This is a genomic window from Chryseobacterium taiwanense (genome assembly GCF_000813825.1).
Classification (GTDB): domain Bacteria; phylum Bacteroidota; class Bacteroidia; order Flavobacteriales; family Weeksellaceae; genus Chryseobacterium; species Chryseobacterium taiwanense.
The window spans coordinates 231,227-253,644 of the sequence record NZ_JWTA01000005.1 but is presented as its reverse complement, the minus strand read 5'-3'; the positions used below and the strand labels follow the sequence as shown (position 1 = coordinate 253,644).

28 protein-coding genes and 1 riboswitch are annotated in these 22,418 nt (G+C 33.4%); of the genes, 9 read left to right on the top strand and 19 right to left on the bottom strand.

Features of this window, described 5'->3' with window-relative positions:
- Window positions 1-8 precede the first annotated feature (8 nt).
- Both RM51_RS07740 and RM51_RS19620 read right to left on the bottom strand, forming a co-directional pair.
- Window positions 9-914, bottom strand: coding sequence for a 1-aminocyclopropane-1-carboxylate deaminase/D-cysteine desulfhydrase (locus RM51_RS07740; protein WP_039367160.1), 906 nt, complete (start codon window positions 912-914; stop codon window positions 9-11).
- 80 nt (window positions 915-994) lie between these two features.
- Window positions 995-1,321 (bottom strand): membrane protein, encoded by a 327-nt coding sequence (locus RM51_RS19620; protein WP_039367159.1) that lies wholly within the window; start codon window positions 1,319-1,321, stop codon window positions 995-997.
- A gap of 40 nt (window positions 1,322-1,361) precedes the next feature.
- Between RM51_RS19620 and RM51_RS07730 the strand changes: the two genes are divergently transcribed.
- Together RM51_RS07730 and RM51_RS07725 are read left to right on the top strand one after the other, a co-directional pair.
- Window positions 1,362-1,544, top strand: coding sequence for a DUF5522 domain-containing protein (locus RM51_RS07730; protein WP_029294953.1), 183 nt, complete (start codon window positions 1,362-1,364; stop codon window positions 1,542-1,544).
- A 1-nt stretch (window position 1,545) separates the two neighbouring features.
- Window positions 1,546-2,073 carry a DUF4136 domain-containing protein gene (locus tag RM51_RS07725; RefSeq protein ID WP_039367153.1) on the top strand — a complete coding sequence of 176 codons (528 nt, stop codon included), beginning with the start codon at window positions 1,546-1,548 and terminating at the stop codon, window positions 2,071-2,073.
- A gap of 116 nt (window positions 2,074-2,189) precedes the next feature.
- On the opposite strand, the gene RM51_RS07720 is transcribed toward RM51_RS07725, so the two are convergent.
- Window positions 2,190-3,005, bottom strand: coding sequence for a T9SS type A sorting domain-containing protein (locus RM51_RS07720; RefSeq protein ID WP_039367150.1), 816 nt, complete (start codon window positions 3,003-3,005; stop codon window positions 2,190-2,192).
- Between the two features lie 185 nt (window positions 3,006-3,190).
- Between RM51_RS07720 and RM51_RS07715 the strand changes: the two genes are divergently transcribed.
- Window positions 3,191-4,984 (top strand): endonuclease, encoded by a 1,794-nt coding sequence (locus RM51_RS07715; protein ID WP_052248434.1) that lies wholly within the window; start codon window positions 3,191-3,193, stop codon window positions 4,982-4,984.
- A gap of 52 nt (window positions 4,985-5,036) precedes the next feature.
- Here RM51_RS07715 and RM51_RS07710 read toward each other — a convergent pair whose 3' ends face one another.
- The 6 genes from RM51_RS07710 to namA all read right to left on the bottom strand — a co-directional run bounded on the left by RM51_RS07710 (window position 5,037) and on the right by namA (window position 9,390).
- A complete protein-coding gene (locus RM51_RS07710; protein ID WP_262483697.1) occupies window positions 5,037-6,167 on the bottom strand; it encodes a DUF6119 family protein in 1,131 nt (376 codons plus the stop codon).
- A 20-nt stretch (window positions 6,168-6,187) separates the two neighbouring features.
- Complete coding sequence (locus RM51_RS07705) at window positions 6,188-6,808, bottom strand: DUF6119 family protein (RefSeq protein WP_039367144.1); 621 nt, start codon at window positions 6,806-6,808, stop codon at window positions 6,188-6,190.
- Between the two features lie 154 nt (window positions 6,809-6,962).
- Entirely contained in the window at window positions 6,963-7,367 is a 405-nt protein-coding gene (gene tssD / locus RM51_RS07700) for a type VI secretion system tube protein TssD (protein ID WP_039367141.1), read from the bottom strand.
- A gap of 300 nt (window positions 7,368-7,667) precedes the next feature.
- Window positions 7,668-8,000: a CCC motif membrane protein gene (locus tag RM51_RS07695; protein WP_039367136.1), complete on the bottom strand. Its 333-nt coding sequence runs from the start codon at window positions 7,998-8,000 to the stop codon at window positions 7,668-7,670.
- Between the two features lie 22 nt (window positions 8,001-8,022).
- A complete protein-coding gene (locus RM51_RS07690) occupies window positions 8,023-8,313 on the bottom strand; it encodes a DUF2752 domain-containing protein (protein WP_039367133.1) in 291 nt (96 codons plus the stop codon).
- Window positions 8,314-8,337: 24 nt separating this feature from the next.
- Window positions 8,338-9,390, bottom strand: coding sequence for an NADPH dehydrogenase NamA (namA, locus tag RM51_RS07685; RefSeq protein ID WP_039367130.1), 1,053 nt, complete (start codon window positions 9,388-9,390; stop codon window positions 8,338-8,340).
- A 103-nt stretch (window positions 9,391-9,493) separates the two neighbouring features.
- On the opposite strand from namA, the gene RM51_RS07680 reads away from it, so the two are divergent.
- Window positions 9,494-9,976 carry a cytidine deaminase gene (locus RM51_RS07680; RefSeq protein ID WP_039367127.1) on the top strand — a complete coding sequence of 161 codons (483 nt, stop codon included), beginning with the start codon at window positions 9,494-9,496 and terminating at the stop codon, window positions 9,974-9,976.
- A 14-nt stretch (window positions 9,977-9,990) separates the two neighbouring features.
- Window positions 9,991-10,189: riboswitch (cobalamin riboswitch) on the top strand.
- A 124-nt stretch (window positions 10,190-10,313) separates the two neighbouring features.
- The gene (locus tag RM51_RS07675; protein WP_228375790.1) at window positions 10,314-12,215 is read left to right on the top strand and encodes a TonB-dependent receptor plug domain-containing protein; all 1,902 of its coding nucleotides are present in this window, start codon (window positions 10,314-10,316) and stop codon (window positions 12,213-12,215) included.
- Window positions 12,216-12,318: 103 nt separating this feature from the next.
- Here RM51_RS07675 and RM51_RS07670 read toward each other — a convergent pair whose 3' ends face one another.
- The gene (locus tag RM51_RS07670; protein ID WP_039367121.1) at window positions 12,319-12,612 is read right to left on the bottom strand and encodes a hypothetical protein; all 294 of its coding nucleotides are present in this window, start codon (window positions 12,610-12,612) and stop codon (window positions 12,319-12,321) included.
- A gap of 1 nt (window position 12,613) precedes the next feature.
- Entirely contained in the window at window positions 12,614-14,035 is a 1,422-nt protein-coding gene (locus tag RM51_RS07665) for a CCA tRNA nucleotidyltransferase (protein WP_039367119.1), read from the bottom strand.
- 133 nt (window positions 14,036-14,168) lie between these two features.
- On the opposite strand from RM51_RS07665, the gene RM51_RS07660 reads away from it, so the two are divergent.
- Window positions 14,169-15,140 (top strand): hypothetical protein, encoded by a 972-nt coding sequence (locus tag RM51_RS07660; RefSeq protein WP_039367116.1) that lies wholly within the window; start codon window positions 14,169-14,171, stop codon window positions 15,138-15,140.
- A 41-nt stretch (window positions 15,141-15,181) separates the two neighbouring features.
- Here the strand turns inward: RM51_RS07660 and RM51_RS07655 are convergent, their stop codons facing one another.
- The 8 genes from RM51_RS07655 to gldB all read right to left on the bottom strand — a co-directional run bounded on the left by RM51_RS07655 (window position 15,182) and on the right by gldB (window position 20,396).
- Window positions 15,182-15,730 carry an L-threonylcarbamoyladenylate synthase gene (locus RM51_RS07655; protein WP_039367113.1) on the bottom strand — a complete coding sequence of 183 codons (549 nt, stop codon included), beginning with the start codon at window positions 15,728-15,730 and terminating at the stop codon, window positions 15,182-15,184.
- A 40-nt stretch (window positions 15,731-15,770) separates the two neighbouring features.
- On the bottom strand, window positions 15,771-16,079 hold the full coding sequence (locus RM51_RS07650; RefSeq protein ID WP_039367110.1) for a GIY-YIG nuclease family protein: 309 nt from the start codon (window positions 16,077-16,079) through the stop codon (window positions 15,771-15,773).
- Between the two features lie 76 nt (window positions 16,080-16,155).
- Complete coding sequence (locus RM51_RS07645; protein ID WP_039367107.1) at window positions 16,156-16,659, bottom strand: DinB family protein; 504 nt, start codon at window positions 16,657-16,659, stop codon at window positions 16,156-16,158.
- A 96-nt stretch (window positions 16,660-16,755) separates the two neighbouring features.
- Window positions 16,756-17,208 (bottom strand): GNAT family N-acetyltransferase, encoded by a 453-nt coding sequence (locus RM51_RS07640; RefSeq protein WP_039367104.1) that lies wholly within the window; start codon window positions 17,206-17,208, stop codon window positions 16,756-16,758.
- Window positions 17,209-17,214: 6 nt separating this feature from the next.
- Window positions 17,215-17,694 (bottom strand): nuclear transport factor 2 family protein, encoded by a 480-nt coding sequence (locus tag RM51_RS07635; RefSeq protein ID WP_039367101.1) that lies wholly within the window; start codon window positions 17,692-17,694, stop codon window positions 17,215-17,217.
- A gap of 132 nt (window positions 17,695-17,826) precedes the next feature.
- Window positions 17,827-18,966 (bottom strand): cystathionine gamma-synthase, encoded by a 1,140-nt coding sequence (locus tag RM51_RS07630; RefSeq protein WP_039367100.1) that lies wholly within the window; start codon window positions 18,964-18,966, stop codon window positions 17,827-17,829.
- A gap of 98 nt (window positions 18,967-19,064) precedes the next feature.
- On the bottom strand, window positions 19,065-19,391 hold the full coding sequence (gene gldC / locus RM51_RS07625; protein WP_039367098.1) for a gliding motility protein GldC: 327 nt from the start codon (window positions 19,389-19,391) through the stop codon (window positions 19,065-19,067).
- Window positions 19,392-19,418: 27 nt separating this feature from the next.
- Window positions 19,419-20,396 (bottom strand): gliding motility lipoprotein GldB, encoded by a 978-nt coding sequence (gldB, locus tag RM51_RS07620; RefSeq protein ID WP_081999197.1) that lies wholly within the window; start codon window positions 20,394-20,396, stop codon window positions 19,419-19,421.
- A 120-nt stretch (window positions 20,397-20,516) separates the two neighbouring features.
- Here gldB and RM51_RS07615 point away from each other — a divergent pair, with 120 nt between their 5' ends.
- Genes RM51_RS07615 through nadE form a run of 3 tightly spaced genes read left to right on the top strand, consistent with a single transcriptional unit; the run spans window position 20,517 to window position 22,380 of the window.
- Window positions 20,517-21,044: a GNAT family N-acetyltransferase gene (locus RM51_RS07615; RefSeq protein WP_228375789.1), complete on the top strand. Its 528-nt coding sequence runs from the start codon at window positions 20,517-20,519 to the stop codon at window positions 21,042-21,044.
- Complete coding sequence (locus RM51_RS07610; RefSeq protein WP_185095000.1) at window positions 21,041-21,574, top strand: GNAT family N-acetyltransferase; 534 nt, start codon at window positions 21,041-21,043, stop codon at window positions 21,572-21,574. The genes RM51_RS07615 and RM51_RS07610 overlap by 4 nt, the downstream gene beginning before the upstream one ends.
- A gap of 11 nt (window positions 21,575-21,585) precedes the next feature.
- The gene (gene nadE / locus RM51_RS07605) at window positions 21,586-22,380 is read left to right on the top strand and encodes an NAD(+) synthase (RefSeq protein ID WP_039367095.1); all 795 of its coding nucleotides are present in this window, start codon (window positions 21,586-21,588) and stop codon (window positions 22,378-22,380) included.
- Window positions 22,381-22,418 lie beyond the last annotated feature (38 nt).

Below are 22,418 nucleotides of genomic sequence, written 5' to 3'. Positions count from 1 at the left end.
TTTCAATTTTACTTTATAATTAAATTTCTATTTTGTTTCTGTAAAAGCAAATTTGCTCCTTCAATTCCCTGTAATCCACCGGTATGAAAGCACAAAATCTTGCTATTTTCAGGAAAATACCCTTCTTCAATCAGTTCGAAAACCTTCTGCATCATTTTTCCTGTATAAATCGGCTCCAAAGGAATTCCGTATCGCTCTTTAAAATCATTGATAAAACGGATGTTTTCATCTTTTATTTTACCATAACCTCCAAAACTTGAATCTATTAGATCAAAATTTTGTTTCAAAGTTAATTCGGATATTGTATTCTCCAGTGAAGAATCGTTTACTACCGTAAATCCTATAACTTTCTGATTGTCTTCACTAAATTTCAAGATCCCGGCAATGGTTCCTCCAGTTCCGACAGCCGTGCAAAGATAATCAAAATCTTTTGTTTCGTCATTTAGCATCATTTTTACCCCATTTACAGCATCTTCATTCGTTCCTCCTTCCGGTACAATCAAGGCATCGGGAAATTCTTTCTGTAAAGATTGAGTAAGTTTTTCTTTATCGCGGTATTCTTCACGGGTAACAAATCTTAAATTCATCCCATTTTGGTTCGCAAAGGCTAAAGTCGGATTATCACGCCATTTATCCTGCAGTTCCTCCCCTCTTATGATTCCCAAAGAAGGAATATTCAACATCTTTCCTACCGAAGAAACTGCAGCAATATGATTGGAAAAAGCACCACCAAAAGTTATGATAAACGGATTTTCAGGATTTTTCTCTAAATAATTATTAATATTAAAAAAAAGTTTCCAATATTTATTTCCCGAAATTTGAGAATCGATGAGATCTTCTCTTTTCATAAAGAGCTTCACATTGTTATTGACAGGAAGTTCAATAATCGGAATATGAATTTCAGGAAGTTTCATTACCGCAAATTTCCTGAAATTATTTTAATTGATAGTTTTTTAATTCGTTAAACAAAAGCTAAAATTATGAAACAGTGATATTATAGATATTTCCGGAAGCTCCAGAATTTTCTATTTTTGAGGTAATCTAAGTCATACTCATTCGTATAGGCTTCCCTTTCAAAAGAGATTCTTCTGTAGGCTAAATCTCTGTTTTTAAGCTTCAATAACCAGTAATAATATTCGATGATGTAGAAAAAATAGAAAAAAATGACCAAAAGCTCCAATTGCTGTCTCAAATGGATTTTTTCATGATTGATAAGTATTTTATTTTCCCTATCTTCGAGTCTCCTAATGAAAATAAAGGGAAATAGAGCAATGCCGTTAATTTTTAATCTTTTTAAAGGCTTTTGGCACACAATTATCATAATAACAAATATAAAGTTTTTTGACTTAGAGATTTAACTTATGGCACTTTTTGACATCAAAGAAGGTGAAGACTTTTACTACAACGAGCAAGGGTATAAGGTTTTTACAGAAAAATTTCATCTGAAAAGAGGACATTGTTGTAAAAGCGGTTGTAGACACTGTCCTTACGGATACGATAAAAAGACCGATACATTCATTAAAAACGATAAAAAAAATAAATAAAATGAAAAAATATATTTTTATTTTGTTAGCCTCGGCTGCTTTGGGACTAACGTCATGTAGTCCTTTCCAAGTACGTTCTGATTATGCCGAAACTGCCAATTTCACTTCTTATAAAACTTATAAAATAAGAATTGATGATTTGAAGCTGAATGATATCGATAAAGACCGTGTTTTGAATGAATTGTCAAGACAACTTCAAAGTAAAGGTCTTCAATCTGGAGAAAATCCTGATCTTATTGTAAATGTAAAAGCAAACCACAAAAAAATAACGGATGTGACCAACAATTCTCCTTACGGAATGTACGGTTGGGGAGGTCCTTTCGGATGGGGAGTTGGAATGAGCAGAACATGGACTAGCAATTATAATGAAGGAGCTATTATTGTAGATTTAATAGATTCAAGATCAAACAAATTGGTTTGGCAAGGAATCGGAAGCGGTATTTCTGTAGATTCTCCGAAATCAAAACAAAGACAGATTCCGGAAATCATGGCGGAAATCATGAAAAACTATCCTCCACAGAGAAAATAGATGTAAATCAATCAAATATATAAAAAGCCGATACAAATTTTGTGTCGGCTTTTTTGTTGCCAATAGAAAAGGCTGTCGATACATCAACAGCCTTTTCAGAGGAAATTTAAAAAAAATTAGTATTTGATTGATTTGAATGATTTAGTTGTTCCATTTTTAAAGTGTAAAGTCACAAAATACACTCCTTTTTCCAAGTCTGATAATTGTATTGCTGCAGATGGTTTTTCGATAGTCTTGATCTGTCTTCCTGAAGCATCAGTAATGGAAATTGTTTTCAGATCTTTCGTATCTGAAATATTCAATACCTCATTAAATGGATTTGGATAAACTCCTACTCCTGAATGAAGATCATTTTCAGTGGTAGATAAATTCTGAATTTGCTCCCAAACTGCATCATCCCAATAATGACCTGCAAAAGAAGTTCCCGGATTCCTAATTGCCAGTCTCGCTCCTGCAGGAACAGTGGTTGGAACTGTAAAAATTCTTTCCGCTGCACTATCATTATAACTTGTATTATTAATATTGATCGCCTGAAGGACAACAAAAGTACTGGCATCAGCAGGATCTGTAATATATCCAAACTCAAGATAACCAGCAGAATTGGCTTTCATCTTTACTCTGAACCGATGGGTTCCTGCATTGATATTTGAAACCTCAGGCATTATCACGATAGACACTGTTCCGGCACCATATCCGAACTGATAGATCTGGCTGGTTCCTGATGCAGGCTGTGTACTCGATATAATCTGACTTGCATTATTCAGTCGTATACTACTCCAACAATTGGGCACAACTCCCATCGTGCAACAGGAATAAGCATCAAAATTTTCTGAAAATTCAGTTACCGGATTGCATTGTGCATTGATGAATAAAACCCCACAAAAAGTACTGATTATGGGTAAACATTTTTCAATAAGTAAATTTTTAATCATTCTAAATAAAAATAATAATGCGAAATTATGCATTACATCAGATACGGCAATATTAATTTTATATGATTTTTATCAACACTGAAAATTGATTTCTGTAAGAGAATTAAAACAAATAATGTAAAATCTTAACAATTATGTAATTTAATATTTATAAAATTGTATTAACCTTACAAAAAATAAATTTTATGAAAAAGATTTTCTTCTTTTTGGGCTTTGCTTCTCTGGCAAGTGCTCAAGCTCCCACGGGATATTATAATTCGGCTAATGGATTAACGGGTGCAAACCTGAAGACGGCTTTAAGTACCATTATCACAAACGGACATCAGGATAAAGGATATAGCGGTCTCTGGACAGGCTATAAAACGACTGACATTGATAAAAATTATGAAAATGACGGATCTATTTTAGATATTTATTCAGAAAATCCTACGTCAACAGATCCTTACAAATACACTCCTGGAACCAATCAGTGTGGAACCTATTCCGTTGAGGGAAACTGCTACAACAGAGAGCATATTGTTCCTCAAAGTTTATTTAATGAGGCTGCTCCGATGGTTTCAGACATTCATTTTATCAGAGCTACCGACGGAAAAGTAAATGGAATGAGATCTAATTACCCTTTCGGAAAAGTGGGAACAGCAACTTTTACCTCTAAAAACGGTTCAAAACTTGGAAACTCCACTTCTTCAGGATATTCGGGAACTGTTTTTGAGCCTATTGATGAGTTCAAAGGAGATGTAGCGAGAATGATTTTTTATTTTGTGACTCGTTATCAAAGCAAACTTTCGACTTTCACTACAGGAAACATGCTGGGAAGTTCTACTTATCCGGGATTACAGACTTGGGAACTGAATGTTTTACTGGCTTGGCATAATCAAGATCCTGTTTCTCAGGCAGAAATCAACAGAAACAATGCTTCATATGCATACCAAGGGAATAGAAATCCTTTTATTGATAATCCGACATATGTGGATTCAATTTGGGGTTCTCAACAGCCGACAACAGATACACAAGCTCCAACAACAGCTACAGGATTGGCAGTTTCGGGAACTACAACAAACAGTATTTCTCTTTCATGGAGTGCTTCAACGGATAATGTAGGCGTAACTTCTTACAATGTTTATATGAACGGAAGTCTGAAAACGACGGTAAGTTCAACTTCTGCAACAATTTCAGGATTATCAGCTTCTACTACTTACAGTTTCTATGTGGTAGCAAAAGATGCAGCCGGAAATCCTTCTGCAAACAGTTCAACCGTTTCGGGCACAACAACAGGAACGGTAACTCCACCTACTAATTGTGTGAGTGAAACTTTTGAAACAATTCCTACTGTAAGTTCATCATCTTATTCCACAAGAACGTGGACTAACGGAGGGATTACATGGACTGCTACTGATGCAAGAACAGACCAAACAATCTCTACCAAAGCAATTACTGTAAGAGATGGATCTTTAACTTCAAGTTCTTCTGCCAACGGAATTGGTTCACTTACAGTAACTACTCAGCTGAAATTTACAGGTACAAGCGGAACGTTTAATGTTCTGGTAAATGGTGTATCTGTAGGAACAATTCCTTATAGCACAACATCGACTACGACTACAATCAGCAATATCAATATTTCAGAAAATGTAACGGTAAGCTTAGTAAATAGCTCAACCAGTAACCGAGTAGCTCTTGATAATCTAAGCTGGACTTGCTACGGCGGAACTTCAAGAATGGCAAGTAGCACACCTACTTTAGCTACAGAAAATACACCTCTACAAATTTCTCAGAACCCGATTTCTAATCAGGAGATTTTTGTAAAAGGGGATACAGCAAGTATTCAGAAAGCTGAGATCTACAATCTTCAGGGGAAATTAATGCAAACCATTAATCAGCCTTTTAAAAACAGTAGAAATTCAATTAAAATTAAAAATCTTGAACAGGGAGTTTATATTTTAAAACTGGGTGTTTCTACCCTGAAGTTTATCGTAAAATAAATTTATTTTGACATAAAAAAGCCTTGTCTGTAGAAAGAGAAGGCTTTTTTGTTTATTCATCTAATAATATTCGCTCAAATAATAACTCATAATCAGTTCTTTTCATATCTCTTATTATATAAATTAAAGATAATTTTGCTATGCGAGAGTTACTTGCAATAATTTCTTCTTGTATAGATAATTCACTATTAGAGCCATAACCAAAAACAAAAGATATTTTCCTCTTTGATTTAAACAATTTAATGAAATCATCTTCAGATAATGTTTTTATATTTCTTTTTTCTTTTATAGTAATTTCTCCTCCACTATAATGCTTATTTGAAATACTTTTATAATATGATTTAAGACCTTCAATACTTTCTTCATCTTCTGAATAAGATAGAAAACGAGCTGAATTATTTATTTGATTTATTAAAGCTCTAGTATCTTGTCCTAAACCTTTTTTAATATGATATAAATAGATTTTATCATCTGTTACTTTAATTAGATCTGCAATTTCAATATAGTTCAAATAAGCTCTATCACCAACAATAAAACCTTCATTATTTTTGAAACTCAAATTATACAAACCTTCATTCTTTTTAATCCAAGATTTTAATGGTAATGTTGGAGCAAAATTTTCAAAATCAAAATTTTTAAAATATTCGTTCAAGTTTTGATCTAAACTCTCCCTATATACATACCAAGAACCATCAAGTTTAAAATATTTGTTTCCTCCATATTCTACTTCTCCAGAAATCCAAGAAGAAAGTTTTGAAGCCGAAATAAACTCTCCAATATCATTCTCTCTAAAATGACCTTGAGTATTTTCTAAAGATTCTTTAAATGTTTCTAAACTAGCATCATCAATTAAATTATTATCCCTTAATAAATTCATTATTTCAATATAATTACTAGAAGCTGCATATTCTTTCTCACAATATTCTCCATCTTTTTTATTAAAGAATTCAGTCTCTGTTGCTCTTATGTAATGAATTAGATTAGGGTTATAGAAATCAATGTTTTCATTATTTTTAAGACATTCATAAGCATAGGCTAGCAAACAATCGTTTAGCTCTTTATTAATTGGATTTGATAAAGGCAATCTATAAAATTGATTAAATTCAACACCTTCTAATTTTAATAATTTTTTTATTTTTATCAATCGATTTATAAGCTCCTCATAATTAAATTTAGAAGAAATTTCAAGAGATGAGCTACCATTTATAGAAAGCTTCTTTGTTGATTCTTTTTTTTAGTAATACCTAATTTTCCAAAATCATCTTCATTAATCGATGCTAACATTGCCTTATAAATTTTTCCAAAATCATCTTCAAATGCTAAACTGTAATTCTCTCTAAAAAATCTCTGGGCTCCAAGTTCAATTCCAAACAACCCTCTTTCTTCTAGCTGTCTAATTTCTGTCGAGTTTTTATTTACTAACTTTGATAGTACATCCATTCCAAAAAACGGTTCAATATATCCATCTAATAAAGAATGTCCGTGATATCCTTTCGATATAATAAAAATAGATTCCTTATCATAAATAAATAATACAAATGTTGAATTTTGTACTTTAACATTGTCTAATTCTTCTTCATCATCAACTATAGAAACTAAAAAATCATACCAATGAGGAGCTTTAATTCCAGTTGTAAACACATATAACTTTGCATTCCAATTATCAAAATTCACACTATCTGATAGGCCAATAGGAATAAACTCATTCTCTTTCGTCTTTAAATAATTATCAATTACTTCTTGAATAAGTTCTTCATTATTATTTTTTTCTTGAACAATAAAATCTTGTATTTTGTACAATTTTGCATTAACTGTATCTGACATAAATATTTGGTTATAGTTTTATTATATAAATATATAAAATACTAATAATCAAACATTATGGAAAACCGTAATAAAAAGCTTTCATAAAAAAAGACCGCCTATAATAGACAGTCTTTTTTTATGAATGTTGATGATGTGGTGTGTATTGTCTTGTTTAAGCTGAAGGCCAAAGTCCTTCATAAGCAGAGTTACCATAATTGATCTTCTCTGCGCTTATGGTAAAGCTAACCAACATAGAGTTTTGATCTACTGCATCAAAGTCTACTTCGTGCTGAATTACGTATCCGTTTTCCCAATTCAAAGTAATCAATGTTCCTTCTTCATGAGATTTGTTGAATGTGATTTCTCCGCTTGTCGGTTTATATTTTCCGTTCAGTAAGCTTTCCAGAATATCAGATTTTTCTGTTGCTTCTACGGTAAGTTTAATAATTGCGTTGGAAGGATCTGAAGCTACTCTACCCGATACATCTGTAGATCTCGATACGCTGTAGTTCAGCTTTAATAATTTTTGACCTTCTCCTCCGTTGAATTTTAAAATTCCTCTTGAATTTGCTGCCATGATCTGTAAATTTTAATCGTTAATATTTCGTGATTTGGTGATTAATGTAAGACAAAGGTATAGTCAAGAATTTAATCTTAAAAACTTTTAAACACTAATTTCAAATTTTGTAGTAATTCTACGATTCTTTGTAGTAGTTCTACGACTAGAGCGGTAATTTCAACATTTTAGAAGCTCCAAGAGATTTATTAAAATAACTAAACAGCTCAGTTAAAACATTGTATTTGAGTATTTAATGACGGAAAAAGTCACAAAAAAAGACCACAAATTGTGGTCTTCTATTTTCTATATGTTTGTAGATTACTGTCCTAAGATTTCTCTCATTCTTTCCTGAATCAGTTGAGGATCAGACATTCCTTGCCAACCGAATATTGAGATCATTGCAATATTAGCAATTAGGTTTAATGAGCTTAGAATAAGACCGATAATACATAATATTCTACCAGTATTCAGATTGCTGTAATCAGAGTATAAATCAGGATTTTGCTGATATAGAGCGTTATCTTTTTTGTAAAGAGACAATCCTATAATTCCTGTAATAACTCCGACAACTCCGTAGCAGCAGCATCCGACAATAGATACAATTCCTAAAACAAGTACCGCCGTTGCATTGGGTAATTTTTGTTGATTCATAGTTAAAATTTTAATGTTTGTGTTATATATAAATAAAAAAATGTTTGTAAAAATAAGCAATCACCATGATTACTGAATTAATAATTGCTAAGGAAATAATTAAACTTCCGTAATTTCTCTTCCTGTCAATAAAGTTTACACCAACTACACACAAAAAAAGCAGTAAGGTGTACACCGCAGGAAACATATGAAAGGCTTCACTAAATCTGCCCTCAAAAACCATCACAATTGCTCTTTGAGCTCCACAGCCAAAACATTCTATTCCTAGAAACTTTTTGCTTGGGCAGGGCAACATAAAGTCTTCGATTTTCATATTCTCATTTTTGGTGGCACTAAATTAAGAAGAAATTTTTGCCCTCAAATACTGATGTGGAAAAAATGATTCTTCATGCATTTCAAACGAACCTTGCACGGCAATATACGGATTTCTTAGAATTTCTCTTGCCACAAGCACAAGATCAGCATCACCTTTTTGTAGAATCTCTTCAGCATGTTCTATTTTAGTGATCAAACCTACCGCTCCTGTTTTCACTTCTGCTTTGTTTTTAACTTCTGAAGCAAACGGAACCTGATAGCCTTCAAAAACAGAAATTTTTGCACCATGAATATTTCCTCCGCTGGAAACATCAATAAGATCAACATTATGACTCTTTAATATTTTTGCCAATGCCACACTTTCTTCAATATCCCATCCGTTTTCAGCATATTCTGTTCCGGAAATTCTAACAAAAAGTGCCACATTTTCGTTCAATTCTTTATTTACCGCATCTACAATTTCCAGTAAAAATCTAGTTCTGTTTTCAAAGCTCCCTCCGTATTCGTCTGTTCTGATATTGGAAAGTGGCGATAAAAACTGATGAACTAAATATCCATGCGCTCCATGAATTTCAATCACATCAAAACCTGCTTTCACCGCTCTTTTTGCTGCTTCTTTAAAATTCTGAACTTGTTTTTTAATTTCTTCCACTGTCAAAACATGAGGAATTCTTTCTGTAGGATGATACGGAATAGGGCTCGGAGCGAGTGTTTCCCATCCTTCTTCTAAAGAAATCTGAATATTATTCCATGTAGAACCTTTCCTTCCTGAGTGAGCAAGCTGAATTCCAATTTTACTTTCTGAATTCTGATGGACAAAATCAACAATTTTCTTAAGCTTTGCAGCCTGTTCATCATTCCAGATTCCCATGCAATGATTGGTAATTCTTCCTCGAGGTTCTACGCCAGTTGCTTCTACTATAATCAACCCTGTTCCTCCCTGTGCACGACTTCCGTAATGCACAAAGTGAAAATCATTAGCGACTCCGTTTTCGCAAGAATACATGCACATAGGTGACATTACCCAACGATTTTTTAACTCTACATTTCTAAATTGTATTGGTGAATATAACATTGTTTATTTTTTATAAGTTTTAAAATTACAAATTTAGTCTTAGTAAAAGGTATTGCCTACGTTACGAAAAAGGGCTAATTTTATCCCCCTTTTTTATTAAGATATGAGAAAAGATATACATATAAGCTATGAGCATTTCAAAAACAGTACAGAACTGAACGAAATAGAGCGAGAACTTTTTGAAAAAGCCAGACTGGCAAGAGAGAAAGCTTATGCTCCTTACTCAGATTTTTTCGTGGGATGTGCCATACTTTTAGAAAATGGAAGCATCTTTTCCGGCAATAATCAGGAAAACGCGGCCTTTCCTTCCGGTCTTTGTGCTGAAAGAACGACTCTGTATTGGGTAGCTGCAAATTTCCCGAATGAAAAAATTAAAAAGATATTCATTGTAGGTGGTCCCAAAGAATTTTCAGAGAAAAACCCACCTATTCCTCCTTGTGGATCATGCCGCCAAAGCATCATTGAATACGAGACAAAGCAGAATGAAAATATTGATCTTTATTTTGCCAATCTAAATGAAGAAACCATCAAAGTGCATTCTATAAAAGACCTGCTTCCGTTTTCTTTTGACGGAACTTATTTATAGATTTTCAAATAGTTGAAATATTTTCACTAATTTCGCAAAAATTTTCAGAAAAGGGAATCGTGTGAAAATCATGAACTGTCCCCGCAACTGTAAATCACAACTTTATAGGAGTACAAAACGTACTTTATAAAAAGATTTTTCTACAAAAAAACCATTGCTAACGCGAGAAGGTGTAGAAAAGGTGAAAGTCAGGAGACCTTGCTGAAATATTAAATTAAAAAATGCTTTCGGAGGAAAAGCCTGATTTCATCGAATTTTTCAAGAATTCGTTATAATTAGCCTTTTATTTTTTCCGGTAAGCGAACTTTAACTTTAGCAATTTTTTATGAACAAAAAAATGATTTTAGTTGGAGCGATGCTTGTCACTGGTACAACCATTTTCGCACAACAACAGGAGACTCAGATTGAAGAAGTGACTGTAGCTTCCAAAATTCCTCAACAGCTTTATAAAACTGGGAAAAACGTAAAGCTTTTTACACACGAAGATTTAGAAAACTTCAAAGGACAAACTCTTAATGATGTTTTGGATCAAATTGCAGGTTTTCAAATTACCGGAAATTTCAACAATCAAGCTGAGCCTAAATCAATGAAAATCCGTGGAGGAAAAAGTGCTAATGTTTTGGTTCTTATTGACGGAATTCCGTTGAAAGATGTTACAGGAAACGATTACACTGTAACAGATCTACGTTTAATTGCTCTGGAAAATATAGAAAGCATCGAAGTGCTGAATGGTTCTTCTTCTGTACTTTACGGTTCTAATGCTACGGTTTCTGTAATCAATATTAAAACAAAACAGTCTGCACAAAAAGCTGTAGAAGGTATTCTTTCTGCAAGAGGAGGATCTTTCAGTACTTTTGCTCAAAATGCGACTGTAAAAGGAAAAGTCAATAAATTCAACTATCAGGTTAACGGCTTCAACGAAAAGTCTCAAGGGATTTCTTCTGCTGAAGGTGATGATACTTTTGATAAAGACGGTTGGGAAAAGCAAAATATCTCAGCTAACGCAGGATATACTGACGAAAAATTCAATGTAAATGTTTCGGGAGGCTGGAATCACCACCTTTATAAGTATGACGAAGGAGCTTTTGCTGACGGAGCATACAGAGGAAATGACAAACAATTCTTCACCGGATTAAATGCAGGATTCAAATACAATAAAGGTCAGATCGTTTTAAATTCGAGATATTCAGGAAATGAAAGAATCGGACAAAGTTTCTATTCAGATAAATACAACGATCAGTTTTCATATAAAGGAAAAAACCTTTTCACAGAATTATACAACTACTATAAAGTAAATGATTTTTTCAATTTTACTGTAGGAGTTCAGTATGAAAATCAAAAAATGGGATCTTCTTCTCTACCATGGGGAGGAACTTCATTAGAAGAGGTTATGAAAGAGGATGATACTAAAATCTCTAATTTCGATGCATTTGCTAAAATTAACCTGAATTACCAAGGATTTAATTTAGAAGCAGGAACTAGAATGACGGATAATTCTAAATTTGGAAATCATTGGGTATATTCCGTAAATCCATATTATTTAGGAGAAAGCGGAAATATTTTCTATAAAGTAGGTTACTCTTTTGCCACTGCATTTATTGCTCCTACTCTATATCAGAATTACGGTTCTCTACCATACATTCTTCCCAATGCTGACTTAAAACCGGAAACGAATCAATCTCACGAAATTGATTTAACGATTGGAAACAAAAGCAAAACTTTAGTTTTTAATGCAAGCCTTTTCCAAAGACAGGAAAAAGATGTTTTTGCGTACCAAACTGTTGATTTCGTAACGTATGCAGGACAATATCTGAACGTAGATACCAATAAAGTAAAAGGTTTCGAAATCGGTTTTGATTATGATGTAAATAAGTATGTCGGATTTGGAGGAAACTTCAGCTTTGTAGAAAAAGAAAAAGAAGCAACCATGCTAAGACAGCCAAAACAAAGAGTAAATTCTTATGTTAAAATCACTCCTTTCAAAACTACTCGTATTTACCTGACTCACCAGTTTGTAGGAAAAAGAACCGATGCATACTACGATTCTACAACATATTCAACGGTAAACGTTGTAAACAAAGATTTCAATCTTTTCAATCTGAATGTTAATCAAAATATTAACAAAAACATCAATATTTCTGCGAACATTGGAAACTTGTTCAATACCTCTTATGTTGATGTCATCGGATACAAAACTAAACCTAGAAACTATACTTTAGGAGTTAGTTATCAATTCTAATATTTCTATCCTTTAATTTTGAAAAAGATTAAAGGTGAAATAATACTTTTTATTTTTTACATTATGTTGTCCGGGCGGTTTCTTCGAAACCGCCCGGACGTTTTTATTTTCTTAATAAAGACCTTAGAAATCCGATTTCTAAAATTCCTATCAACCACCAAGTTGGAAATCTAAAATAGGTATATAAAAGTGTAAAATTATCAACAAACTCCTGCCCTTCAATTGCTTTTTGAATCTCAAAGCCCATAGAAAAGAAAGGTATAATACACCCAAAAAGCAAAAACGTAATCAGATACAATATCCAATTACGTTTCTTAATTATTTTATATTTCCAAACTCCGAAATTGAAGATGAAAGTAAGTCCTAAAATGATATAGTCAAATGTTCCGAAAAACATTTTAAGCAAGAGAAAGTCCTAGTTTTTCAGCTTCCGCAATCACGAATCTTCTAGCCTCTTCACTATCATTCCCAATCTCACCTTCAAGGATAGCTTCTTTTACTTTTTCTTTTAAAATTCCAATCTCGCGACCTGGCTTAAGATTAAACATAGCCATAATTTCTTCTCCGGAAATTGGTGGCTGAAAGTTTCTTACCTGATCTTTTTCTTCTACTTCTTTAATCTTTACGGCAACATATTCAAAATTCTTTTTGAACTTCTGTTGTTTCTTAGAGTTCTTTGTTGTGATATCTGCTTTGCAAAGCGTGAATAAATCCTCCAAATTTTCTCCTGCATCAAACAGCAATCTTCTCAGTGCAGAATCCGAAGCATCATCCGTAATCAAAGCGATAGGACGGGATGAAAGCTTTACCATCTTCTGAACATATTTCATGTCTGGTCCCAATGGTAATTTCAATCTTTGAAACAATGTTTTCACCATTTTTGAACCTAAAAATTCATGTCCATGGAAAGTCCAGCCTGTTCCTTCAACGAATTTTTTTGTCGGAGCTTTTCCGATATCGTGAAGTAATGCTGACCAACGAAGCCACAGATTATCTGTATTTTCAGAGATATTATCCACCACTTCCAGTGTATGGTAAAAATTGTCTTTATGGGTTTGTCCTTCCACTTCTTCCACACCTTTTAGTTCGATCAGCTCAGGAATAATTAATTTCATCAAACCTGTTTGTTCCATAAGCTTCAGTCCTATTGAAGGTTTTTGGGAAAGCATAATTTTATTAAACTCCACCATAATTCTTTCCATAGAAACAATCTTGATTCTTTCCGCTTCCTGCTTAATGGCTTCTAAAGATTTCTCTTCAATCTGAAACTGTAATGTTGATGCAAAACGAATCGCTCTCATCATTCTCAAAGGATCATCAGAATAGGTTTGAGCCGGTTCTAAAGGAGTTCGTAAGATTCCTTTTTCCAGATCATCAATTCCATTAAAAGGATCGATCAGCTCTCCGAAATTATCTTTATTCAAAGAAATAGCCATTGCATTTACCGTGAAATCTCTTCTCTTCTGATCATCTTCTATTGTTCCTCCTTCTACTTCGGGTTTACGGCTGTCTTCCGTATAACTTTCTTTTCTTGCCCCTACAAATTCAAGTTCAAGATCTTTATATTTGATCATAGCCGTTCCATAAGTTTTGAAAACAGAAACTTTCATTTTCGGATCGATTTCCTTTCCAACACTTTGAGCCAGCTCAATTCCACTTTGTTCAGTAACAAAATCAATATCCGTTGACGCTTTTCTTTTCATCAATAAATCTCGAACATAGCCACCAACAACGTATACAGACTGATTGTTCTTGTCTGCAACCTCCGAGATTATTTTGAAAAGCTTTAAATTTTTATTTTGATTGAGATTGATTGTCATTATTAAGGATATAAGATTTCAGATATTAAAATGAAATTTTTTGCAAAGATAACAATTAGATTAAATTTTTAACAATTGCAGAATCGTTTATAAAATTTACTTAACTTTATAAGATAACTAAAAACTAACAACTATGAGAAGATTCTTATTCATGGCCTTCTTGTGTTTATGTTCTATTCTTTTTTCTCAGGCCAAAAATGTTTATTATACCGATTTTATAGATTTTACCGATAATTCCGGCGTGAAATACAACGTTATGATGATTACCGATCGACATAGTGAAGACGGACGCGCAGATTCTACCGTAAGGGTTTTATATACCACCGATGAAAATGAGCATTTGATCCAATTTTATGCAGACTGTTATTATGAAAAATTAAAAAACGGAAATACAAGAATTTCATTTATTCCAAAATCTAATGGCACAGTGCAAATCATCAAAGGAAAAGACGTTACCTACAATCCCGATACTTTTGTGTATGAAATTGATCCAAAAACAAGTACAATAACAGGAACACAATCTGATAAAAACAGTACTTCACCTATTCCTATTATTTATAAAAACTCAACTCTCACAACCCAAGACAGGCAAAATCAAGCGGATAGATTTTATTTCAGAACCGAAAATATGTATACCCTTCTTCAAAACTTTTATGCTAAAAAAACAGATGATACAAACAAACCTTATTTTGATGCTGTAGGCTGGTTTGGTAGTGACGGTATTGCCTATCAAGCTTTTATTATATCTGTTTTTAAAGAAGAAGCTACCTTAAATTCGATCGTCAGAATACGTTATGAAAAAAATGGAGAAATTCAGATTGTTCAATATGATGCTCTATCCAAAATTGCATTACAAGATGATGATACACTTAAGATTACCTTCACGCCCAAAAACACTCCTGTAAAAAATATAAAAGGAAATTCCAGCTACAATGCTGACAACTTTTCTTTCACTTTAGATTCCAACGATCAATTTTTAAAAGGAAAACAATGGGATGAAAACTCTTCTGCAGATTTATCTTACATTAAAATCAGCGATAATCAGGAATTTGCTTTAAAATTCTATTCAGAAAAAGATGAAATCTATCAGAAATACCTGAAATAAAATAAATTAAAAAGACGCCTTTTTCAGGACGTCTTTTTAATTTATTCTCTAAGAACTTTTATTCTATTGTCACTCCAAATCTTTATCACAGAAGACCCGGAATATTTTGAAACTTTCTCTCGGTCTTCTTCCACCGCATAATCTACAAGATCAATAATTTCAGGTGAAATATCAGAGAATTTCAATGGACTTTTATCTCCACTAAAATTTGCAGAAGTAGAAACCAATGGTTTATTTAATTTAGTAATTAGTTTTTTACAAAAATCATTTTTTACCAAACGAATTCCTATACTTCCATCTTCGGCCAAAAGTTCTTTGGGTAGACCTCTTGGATTTTCATAAACGATTGTCACCGGCTTTTCACTCAAATCGATGATTTCCCATGCCATTTCAGGGACATCTACCAAATCCTGTAGTCTCTTTTCAGATTCCACCAAAATGATCATGGATTTGTTCTTTTCACGTTTTTTAATGTCAAAAATCTTGTTGACCGCGTCTATATTGGTAGCGTCACAACCTATTCCCCAGATTGTGTCTGTTGGGTAAAGAATTGTTCCTCCGGATTTTAGTATTTCTATTATTTTTTCCATTATTTTCTGTCATTGCGAGGAACGAAGTGACGAAGCAATCTCAAAAAGGATTCATTATATCTTTTATCTCCTCTGTTAAATCTCTCCATTCCGGATTAAGTGAGTTTATTAAATTTATTTTTTTCTGTCTTGAACCTGCTTTAATCTGTTTTTCTCTAAAAATAGCATTTCCTATTTCCTGAAAAGATTCCCAATACACTAATTTATTAAGATTATACTTTGAAGTAAAACTTAATTCATAAGCTTTTTCTTGATGTTCCTGAACTCTTTTAGGCAAGTTTGATGTAACACCAGTATAAAGAACAGTATTATTTTTATTGGTCATGATATATACAAAACCAGGTTTCATTTGTGATAAGTTTTAAATAATATAAAGATTGCTTCGTCGCTTCCGCTCCTCGCAATGACAATAAAATTACTAAACTTTACAAATTCGGCAAATATCTTTCCTCAATAATATTCAGATGATGATAATTGTGACCGATAATCAATTTTCCGATGGTTTCTACAGAAATCGAGTTTCCGTTGGCTGTTCCAATATTATTTAGAACAGAGGAATCCAATGTTTCCAATAAAATTTGTGAAGATTTTCTTACCAATTGATACTCTTCCAACAAAGAGTCTAAACTTCTTCCATTGGCGAAAGACTGACTTGCATATAGCTCTTCATCAAAACCCGGTAGTTCATTTTTATCTCCTCTTGCAAAAGCTAAAATTCTATATTGAAACACTCTTTCTGTATCTGATAAATGCAAGAGTAATTCTTTCAAAGTCCATTTCCCTTCTGCATAGGCAAAAAGCGATTGCTCCTCTGTAAGATTTGAATAGATTTCTATGGTCTTTTCACCCGATCTCTTCAACTCGCCCAACCAATCTTCGGATGGAATATTATCTAAATATCTCTGAACGTATTTTTGAAAATCAGTCATGTTTTTTAGGTATAAGTTGTTAATATAATTGATAAATGATAGCCGATAATTGATAACTGCCAACGTTTTAATCATTTACAATTTATCAATGATTATTTATGAATCTCTGTTCGTCCATTCATAGAAATTCACTTCATCGTAAAGTTCGAATCCGCAAGATGGATATAATTTGTTTCCGATATCGTTGGATCTTCCGGTTTCAAGAAGAACTCCACAAGCATTAGTAGATTTTGCCAGTTCTTTAGCTTCTTCAATTAACTCTTTTGAAAAGCCTTTTCCGCGGTAATTTTCATTGACATACAAATCATTCAGCAACCAGTATCGTTTCATTCTCGTTGATGAAAACAATGGATATAATTGAACAAAGCCAACCAGCTTTCCTTCACTTTCAGCAATAAAAATTTCAGAATCTTTGTTTTTGATTCTTTCTGTTAAAAACTTTTCGGCTGCCGGAATATCGGAATCTTTATGATAAAAAATCCTGTACTGATCAAACAATTCGGACAATTGATGTACATCCTGAATTGTTGCTTTTCTTGTATTTTTCATAATTAATTATAAGTGATGGTCGTAGCTCAATACCCGTTTCATTTTCCAGTCTTTTCCATCCAGAACCCAGAGGATAGTAAATTTGGCACGGCTACCTTTATTCCATTTTCCTTTATAAAATTCAGCAAACTCATGTTCGCCTTCCTCAATAAAAGCATACAAAGTATTATTGTTGTATAGAGGATATACTTTCAGGCTGTTCGGAACCAACTCACGTTTTACCTTATTTGGCCCACCACAAATATTATTTTTAATCGAAGCTATGAAAGCTGTTTTTCCGGAAGTGATTCCGCCTTTATCGTGATAAAACTCAAGATCGTCACTTACGATAGAATCATAATGAGAAAGATCACATGTATTGAATCCGATATCGAATATCAAACTGTCTAATCTTTTTGCCGTTTTGTACAATTCATCGGAATTTTTCACCTGAGAATAGGCAATCTGACTTAAAATTAACAGCAATACAATCTGAATCTTTCTCATGATGTTTTATTTTTAATATATTCTTCAGTGGATTGTCATTCTGACGAAGGAAGAATCCCTTGTAAAGACAACAGATTCTTCACTTCACTCTGTTACGTTCAGAATGACAAAGCGTTACAATATTTCTACAATTTAAGAAAAAGCTCTTTCCAAATCTGCAATAAGATCTTCAGCATCCTCAATTCCAACGCTTAAACGAACTAAGTCATCAGTAATTCCTAATTCAGCACGTTTTTCAGCAGGAATAGAAGCGTGAGTCATCAAAGCAGGGTGATTCGCCAAAGATTCTACTCCACCGAGAGATTCTGCCAAAGTGAACACTTTTACTTTCTCTAAAAATTTGATTGCATCTTCTTTTTTACCCGATTTGAATGTGAAAGAAACCATTCCTCCAAAATCTTTCATCTGAGATTTTGCCAATTCGTATTGTGGGTGAGATTCCAATCCCGGATAAATTACTTTATCTACTGCAGGATGAGATTCAAGATATTTTGCTACTGCTATTCCGTTTTCAGAGTGTCTTTGAACTCTTAAAGCCAAGGTTTTAATTCCTCTCAACACCAAATAAGAATCGTGAGGTCCTAAAATACCACCACTTGCAAACTGAATGAAGTGAAGCTTATCTCCTAATTCAGCATCTTTAGCAATCAAAGCTCCCGCAATAACATCAGAGTGCCCTCCTAAATATTTAGTTGCAGAGTGCATTACGATATCTGCTCCCAAATCGATTGGTCTTTGAAGATAAGGTGTTGCAAATGTGTTGTCAACCGCAACCAAAATATCTTTTCCTTTTGCAACCTCAACAACTGCTTTAATATCAACCAATTTCATCAAAGGGTTTGTTGGAGTTTCAACCCAGATCAATTTAGTTTTATCTGTGATCACATCAGCAATTTTTGAAGCATCATCAAAATTCACGAATGTAAATTTCAATTGATATTTTTCAAAAAGTCTGGTGAACATTCTGTAAGTTCCGCCATATAAATCGTCAACTGCAATTACCTCATCACCAGGATTTAATAATTTTAAAACACAGTCGATTGCAGCCAAACCAGAACCAAAAGCCAATCCTCTTGCTCCGTTTTCAATGCTTGCCAAAGAGTCTTCCAAAGCCTGTCTTGTAGGGTTTGCCGCTCTTGAATATTCGTAACCGGAATGTACTCCCGGACTTTTTTGCGCGAATGTAGACGTTAAAAATACAGGAACATTCACAGAACCTGTTGCAGATTCATGATGTTGCCCTCCGTGTATAACTTTTGTATTAAAATTCATTGCTTTATAATTTATTAATTTGAAAATGTTAGAATTTGAAAATTTCTTTCACTGCTTTCATTTTCAAATTATTTCATTACCACATTTTCAAATTGGTTTTACATTTTTATTGCAGACTTGATCGCAAATTCTTCTGCCATCTGCTCGATCCATTGTGCTACATCTTCCTCTCCTGTAGCTCTTTGATAAGTACTTCCAAGAGAAACTAAAATCTGGTGCATGAACATTTTCATCTGGTCAACCGGCATTTCTTTTGTCCAAAGATCGATTCTTAAAGCTTCCATCGCTTTTTCGTCCCAAACAGAAATCATTACTGCTTTTGTTTCTTCTTTATCAACACCACCATCCTGTGCATTCCAAGTCATTGTTTCCGGGATGTGATTTTCATCCAATTCTACATCTATCGTAATCTGAGTCTTTCTCATTCTTTCTATTTTTTCTAATTCTTTTAATTAATTTTTAGGTTTATATCCTGATTTACTGAAAATGGTTTGTGCATCCATTTTTAAGAAATCTAATAATTTTGTTTCCGGATTCTCTTTTAAATATGATTTACAAATCTGCCATCCTGTGAAAATTCCGATCTGAGGAGAAGATTCATTATCAATTTCGGTATAAAATTTTGAGAATGGGCCGGGAGAAATAAAACGTTCTACCAATCTCGGATCATCACCGAATATTAAATTATTCTCTACAAAATAATTCCAGATGTTTGCTTCATTAGTCACTGCCCAATCATATTGCTTAACAGTATAATTCATCTTAAGGTAATCAGGAAAATTCGGTAAAAAAGCATCCTGAAGGGTCATAATCTTGCCATTAAGGATCAGCTGATCTACAAACTTCTGTTCAGTAGAAGCCGTCACAATATTCTCCGCAAAAATCTGTGAAACTTTCGGAACAATATTAGCCGGATTCATCGATTTTTGGAAATATAGCTCCAATCCTTTATAATTAGCATTTCCATCTCCCATAAATCCTGTAATGTCTATGAATAAAAAACCGCTTTTTTCATCATAGATAATAGGATCCTGAGCCATCTGTAATGCGGATGAAAACAAATAGACTTTCGGACTCTTAAATTTCGGGTAATAATATTTTATATGTGAAAATAATTCCTGTAGCTCAGTCTGAAGTTTCTTTACATCTATTTTATGTATTGCCTCATTATAAATTTTAATTTCATTGGCATCTGCTCTTCTTTTAGCAAAATCTTCATCAGGAACTGTCCCCTGAAACCAAGGGAAATTGGTTTTAAACTGCTCCAACGGAACGTTTTTATCATAAAACATCTTAGAAATATCAACAACCTCTACTTTTTCAGCTGGTTTTTCAATTTCTACCTTCCATGGTGTCTCCTGCTCTTTTTTACATGAATGTAAGCTTACAACTAAAATGGAAGAAAGTATAGCAATTCGGAAAATCTTCATTATTTTTACATGAATTTAAGTTTACAAAAATAAGGATTTAAAGATAATTCTATAGTCAAATTATTGGGTTTTATCATCCTGAAAAATGGAATCTTTATTTGAAAAATATAAGACACAAAAATGATACTGGAAACCAAGCGTCTTTTAATGAGAAAATTTGAAGAAACAGATGTTGAACGCTTGTTTCTCTTAGACTCAAATCCGGAAGTAATGAAATATATTGGAGTTCCTCCCCTTTCGGAAGTCCATGAGTCTAAGAATGTTATTAAAATGATTCAGCAGCAATATATTGATAATGGTATTGGAAGACTTGCTGTCATTGAAAAGGAAACAGGCTTGCTAATTGGATGGAGTGGGTTAAAACTCTTAACTGAAGAAATCAACGGATATAAAGGAATATATGATTTAGGATACCGCTTCTTACCTGAGAAATGGGGAAAGGGATATGCTTTTGAATCGGCAAGGGCTTCTTTGGATTTTGGTTTTAATGATTTAAAAACTGATACGATTTATGCTCATGCTCATTCTGAAAATGTAGGGTCAAACCACATTCTAAAAAAATTAGGTTTTCAAAAAACGGATGAGTTTACAGAACCGGATGGAGTTTGTTTTTGGTATGAATTGAAAAGCGAAAACTATATCTTATGATTACGATACGACAGGAGGAGGAAAAAGATTATCCACAGGTTTTTCAATTAATTGAAGAAGCTTTCAAAAATATAGAATACAGTGATCACCAAGAACAGTTTTTAGTTGAAAAGCTAAGAAAATCTGATGCTTTCATTCCTGAACTCTCCCTCGTTGCAGAAAATGAGAATGGAGAAATAGTCGGTCACATTTTATTTACAAAACTTAAAATTATTAATGATTCTGAGGTGTTTGAATCATTAGCTTTAGCTCCTGTTTCTGTAAAACCAGAGTTTCAGCACCAGGGAATCGGTGGAAAACTGATTGATTTTGGACATCATAAAGCAAAAGAATTAGGGTTTGAGTCTGTTATTTTAATTGGACACGAAACGTATTACCCTAAGTTTGGATACAAAAAAACCAGTAATTTTGGAATTTCATTTCCGTTTGATATTCCTGAGGAAAACGGAATGGCATTGGAATTAACTGAAAATTCATTGAAAAATATAAAAGGGATCGTAAAATACCCTAGAGAATTTGGAATAGATTAAAAAAATAAAAAATGCAGACACAAAAAGTAATAGATCATCTTGTAAGCTGGCTGAAAGATTATGCAACAAAAGCAAATGTAAAAGGATATGTAATTGGAGTTTCGGGAGGTGTAGATTCCGGTGTGGTTTCTACCTTATGCGCCATGACAGGACTTGAAGTTCTGCTTTTAGAAATGCCTATTCGTCAAAAAGAAGATCAGGTAAACAGAGCTCAGGATCATATTGCAGATCTCAAAAAAAGATTCCCGAATGTTCAGGGAAAAAGGATTGATCTGACTCCGGTTTTTGAAACATTTGAAAACAGTGTGGAAGATCATGTGGAAGGAAGATGGAGCAATAATTTATCATTAGCCAATACAAGATCTCGTTTCAGAATGGTAACGCTGTACTATTTCGGACAACTTCACGGTCTCCTCGTATGTGGTACAGGAAATAAAGTAGAGGATTTCGGAATCGGTTTTTATACAAAATACGGTGATGGCGGTGTAGACGTTTCTCCAATTGCTGATCTTTACAAAACTGAAGTCTATGAATTAGCAAAAGGCTTAAATCTTATTGAAAGTATTCAAAAGGCTATCCCAACAGACGGACTTTGGGATGCTGAAAGAACTGATGAAGATCAAATTGGAGCCACTTATCCAGAATTGGAAAAAATTCAGAAAGAATATGGTACTAAAACCGCTGAAGATTATGAAGGAAGAGACAAAGAAGTATTCCTGATTTTTGACAGAATGCATAAAGCAGCAAAACATAAAATGGTTCCTATTCCGATCTGTGATATTCCTGAGGAGTGGAGAGAAGCATAAAATGAATGGTCAGTTGTGAATTTTTATAATTAAATTTA

Coding starts and splice junctions, on each gene's coding strand:
- RM51_RS19620 (WP_039367159.1), bottom strand. CDS start 1,321: ATGATAATTGTGTGCCAAAAGCCTTTAAAAAGATTAAAAATTAACGGC.
- nadE (WP_039367095.1), top strand. CDS start 21,586: ATGCAGACACAAAAAGTAATAGATCATCTTGTAAGCTGGCTGAAAGAT.
- RM51_RS07665 (WP_039367119.1), bottom strand. CDS start 14,035: ATGACAATCAATCTCAATCAAAATAAAAATTTAAAGCTTTTCAAAATA.
- RM51_RS07660 (WP_039367116.1), top strand. CDS start 14,169: ATGAGAAGATTCTTATTCATGGCCTTCTTGTGTTTATGTTCTATTCTT.
- RM51_RS07630 (WP_039367100.1), bottom strand. CDS start 18,966: ATGAATTTTAATACAAAAGTTATACACGGAGGGCAACATCATGAATCT.
- RM51_RS07635 (WP_039367101.1), bottom strand. CDS start 17,694: ATGAGAAAGATTCAGATTGTATTGCTGTTAATTTTAAGTCAGATTGCC.
- RM51_RS07690 (WP_039367133.1), bottom strand. CDS start 8,313: ATGAAAATCGAAGACTTTATGTTGCCCTGCCCAAGCAAAAAGTTTCTA.
- RM51_RS07610 (WP_185095000.1), top strand. CDS start 21,041: ATGATTACGATACGACAGGAGGAGGAAAAAGATTATCCACAGGTTTTT.
- RM51_RS07730 (WP_029294953.1), top strand. CDS start 1,362: ATGGCACTTTTTGACATCAAAGAAGGTGAAGACTTTTACTACAACGAG.
- RM51_RS07725 (WP_039367153.1), top strand. CDS start 1,546: ATGAAAAAATATATTTTTATTTTGTTAGCCTCGGCTGCTTTGGGACTA.
- RM51_RS07645 (WP_039367107.1), bottom strand. CDS start 16,659: ATGACTGATTTTCAAAAATACGTTCAGAGATATTTAGATAATATTCCA.
- RM51_RS07640 (WP_039367104.1), bottom strand. CDS start 17,208: ATGAAAAATACAAGAAAAGCAACAATTCAGGATGTACATCAATTGTCC.
- namA (WP_039367130.1), bottom strand. CDS start 9,390: ATGTTATATTCACCAATACAATTTAGAAATGTAGAGTTAAAAAATCGT.
- RM51_RS07680 (WP_039367127.1), top strand. CDS start 9,494: ATGAGAAAAGATATACATATAAGCTATGAGCATTTCAAAAACAGTACA.
- RM51_RS07615 (WP_228375789.1), top strand. CDS start 20,517: ATGATACTGGAAACCAAGCGTCTTTTAATGAGAAAATTTGAAGAAACA.
- RM51_RS07655 (WP_039367113.1), bottom strand. CDS start 15,730: ATGGAAAAAATAATAGAAATACTAAAATCCGGAGGAACAATTCTTTAC.
- RM51_RS07720 (WP_039367150.1), bottom strand. CDS start 3,005: ATGATTAAAAATTTACTTATTGAAAAATGTTTACCCATAATCAGTACT.
- tssD (WP_039367141.1), bottom strand. CDS start 7,367: ATGGCAGCAAATTCAAGAGGAATTTTAAAATTCAACGGAGGAGAAGGT.
- RM51_RS07670 (WP_039367121.1), bottom strand. CDS start 12,612: ATGTTTTTCGGAACATTTGACTATATCATTTTAGGACTTACTTTCATC.
- RM51_RS07705 (WP_039367144.1), bottom strand. CDS start 6,808: ATGTCAGATACAGTTAATGCAAAATTGTACAAAATACAAGATTTTATT.
- RM51_RS07695 (WP_039367136.1), bottom strand. CDS start 8,000: ATGAATCAACAAAAATTACCCAATGCAACGGCGGTACTTGTTTTAGGA.
- RM51_RS07715 (WP_052248434.1), top strand. CDS start 3,191: ATGAAAAAGATTTTCTTCTTTTTGGGCTTTGCTTCTCTGGCAAGTGCT.
- gldC (WP_039367098.1), bottom strand. CDS start 19,391: ATGAGAAAGACTCAGATTACGATAGATGTAGAATTGGATGAAAATCAC.
- gldB (WP_081999197.1), bottom strand. CDS start 20,396: ATGAAGATTTTCCGAATTGCTATACTTTCTTCCATTTTAGTTGTAAGC.
- RM51_RS07650 (WP_039367110.1), bottom strand. CDS start 16,079: ATGAAACCTGGTTTTGTATATATCATGACCAATAAAAATAATACTGTT.
- RM51_RS07675 (WP_228375790.1), top strand. CDS start 10,314: ATGATTTTAGTTGGAGCGATGCTTGTCACTGGTACAACCATTTTCGCA.
- RM51_RS07740 (WP_039367160.1), bottom strand. CDS start 914: ATGAAACTTCCTGAAATTCATATTCCGATTATTGAACTTCCTGTCAAT.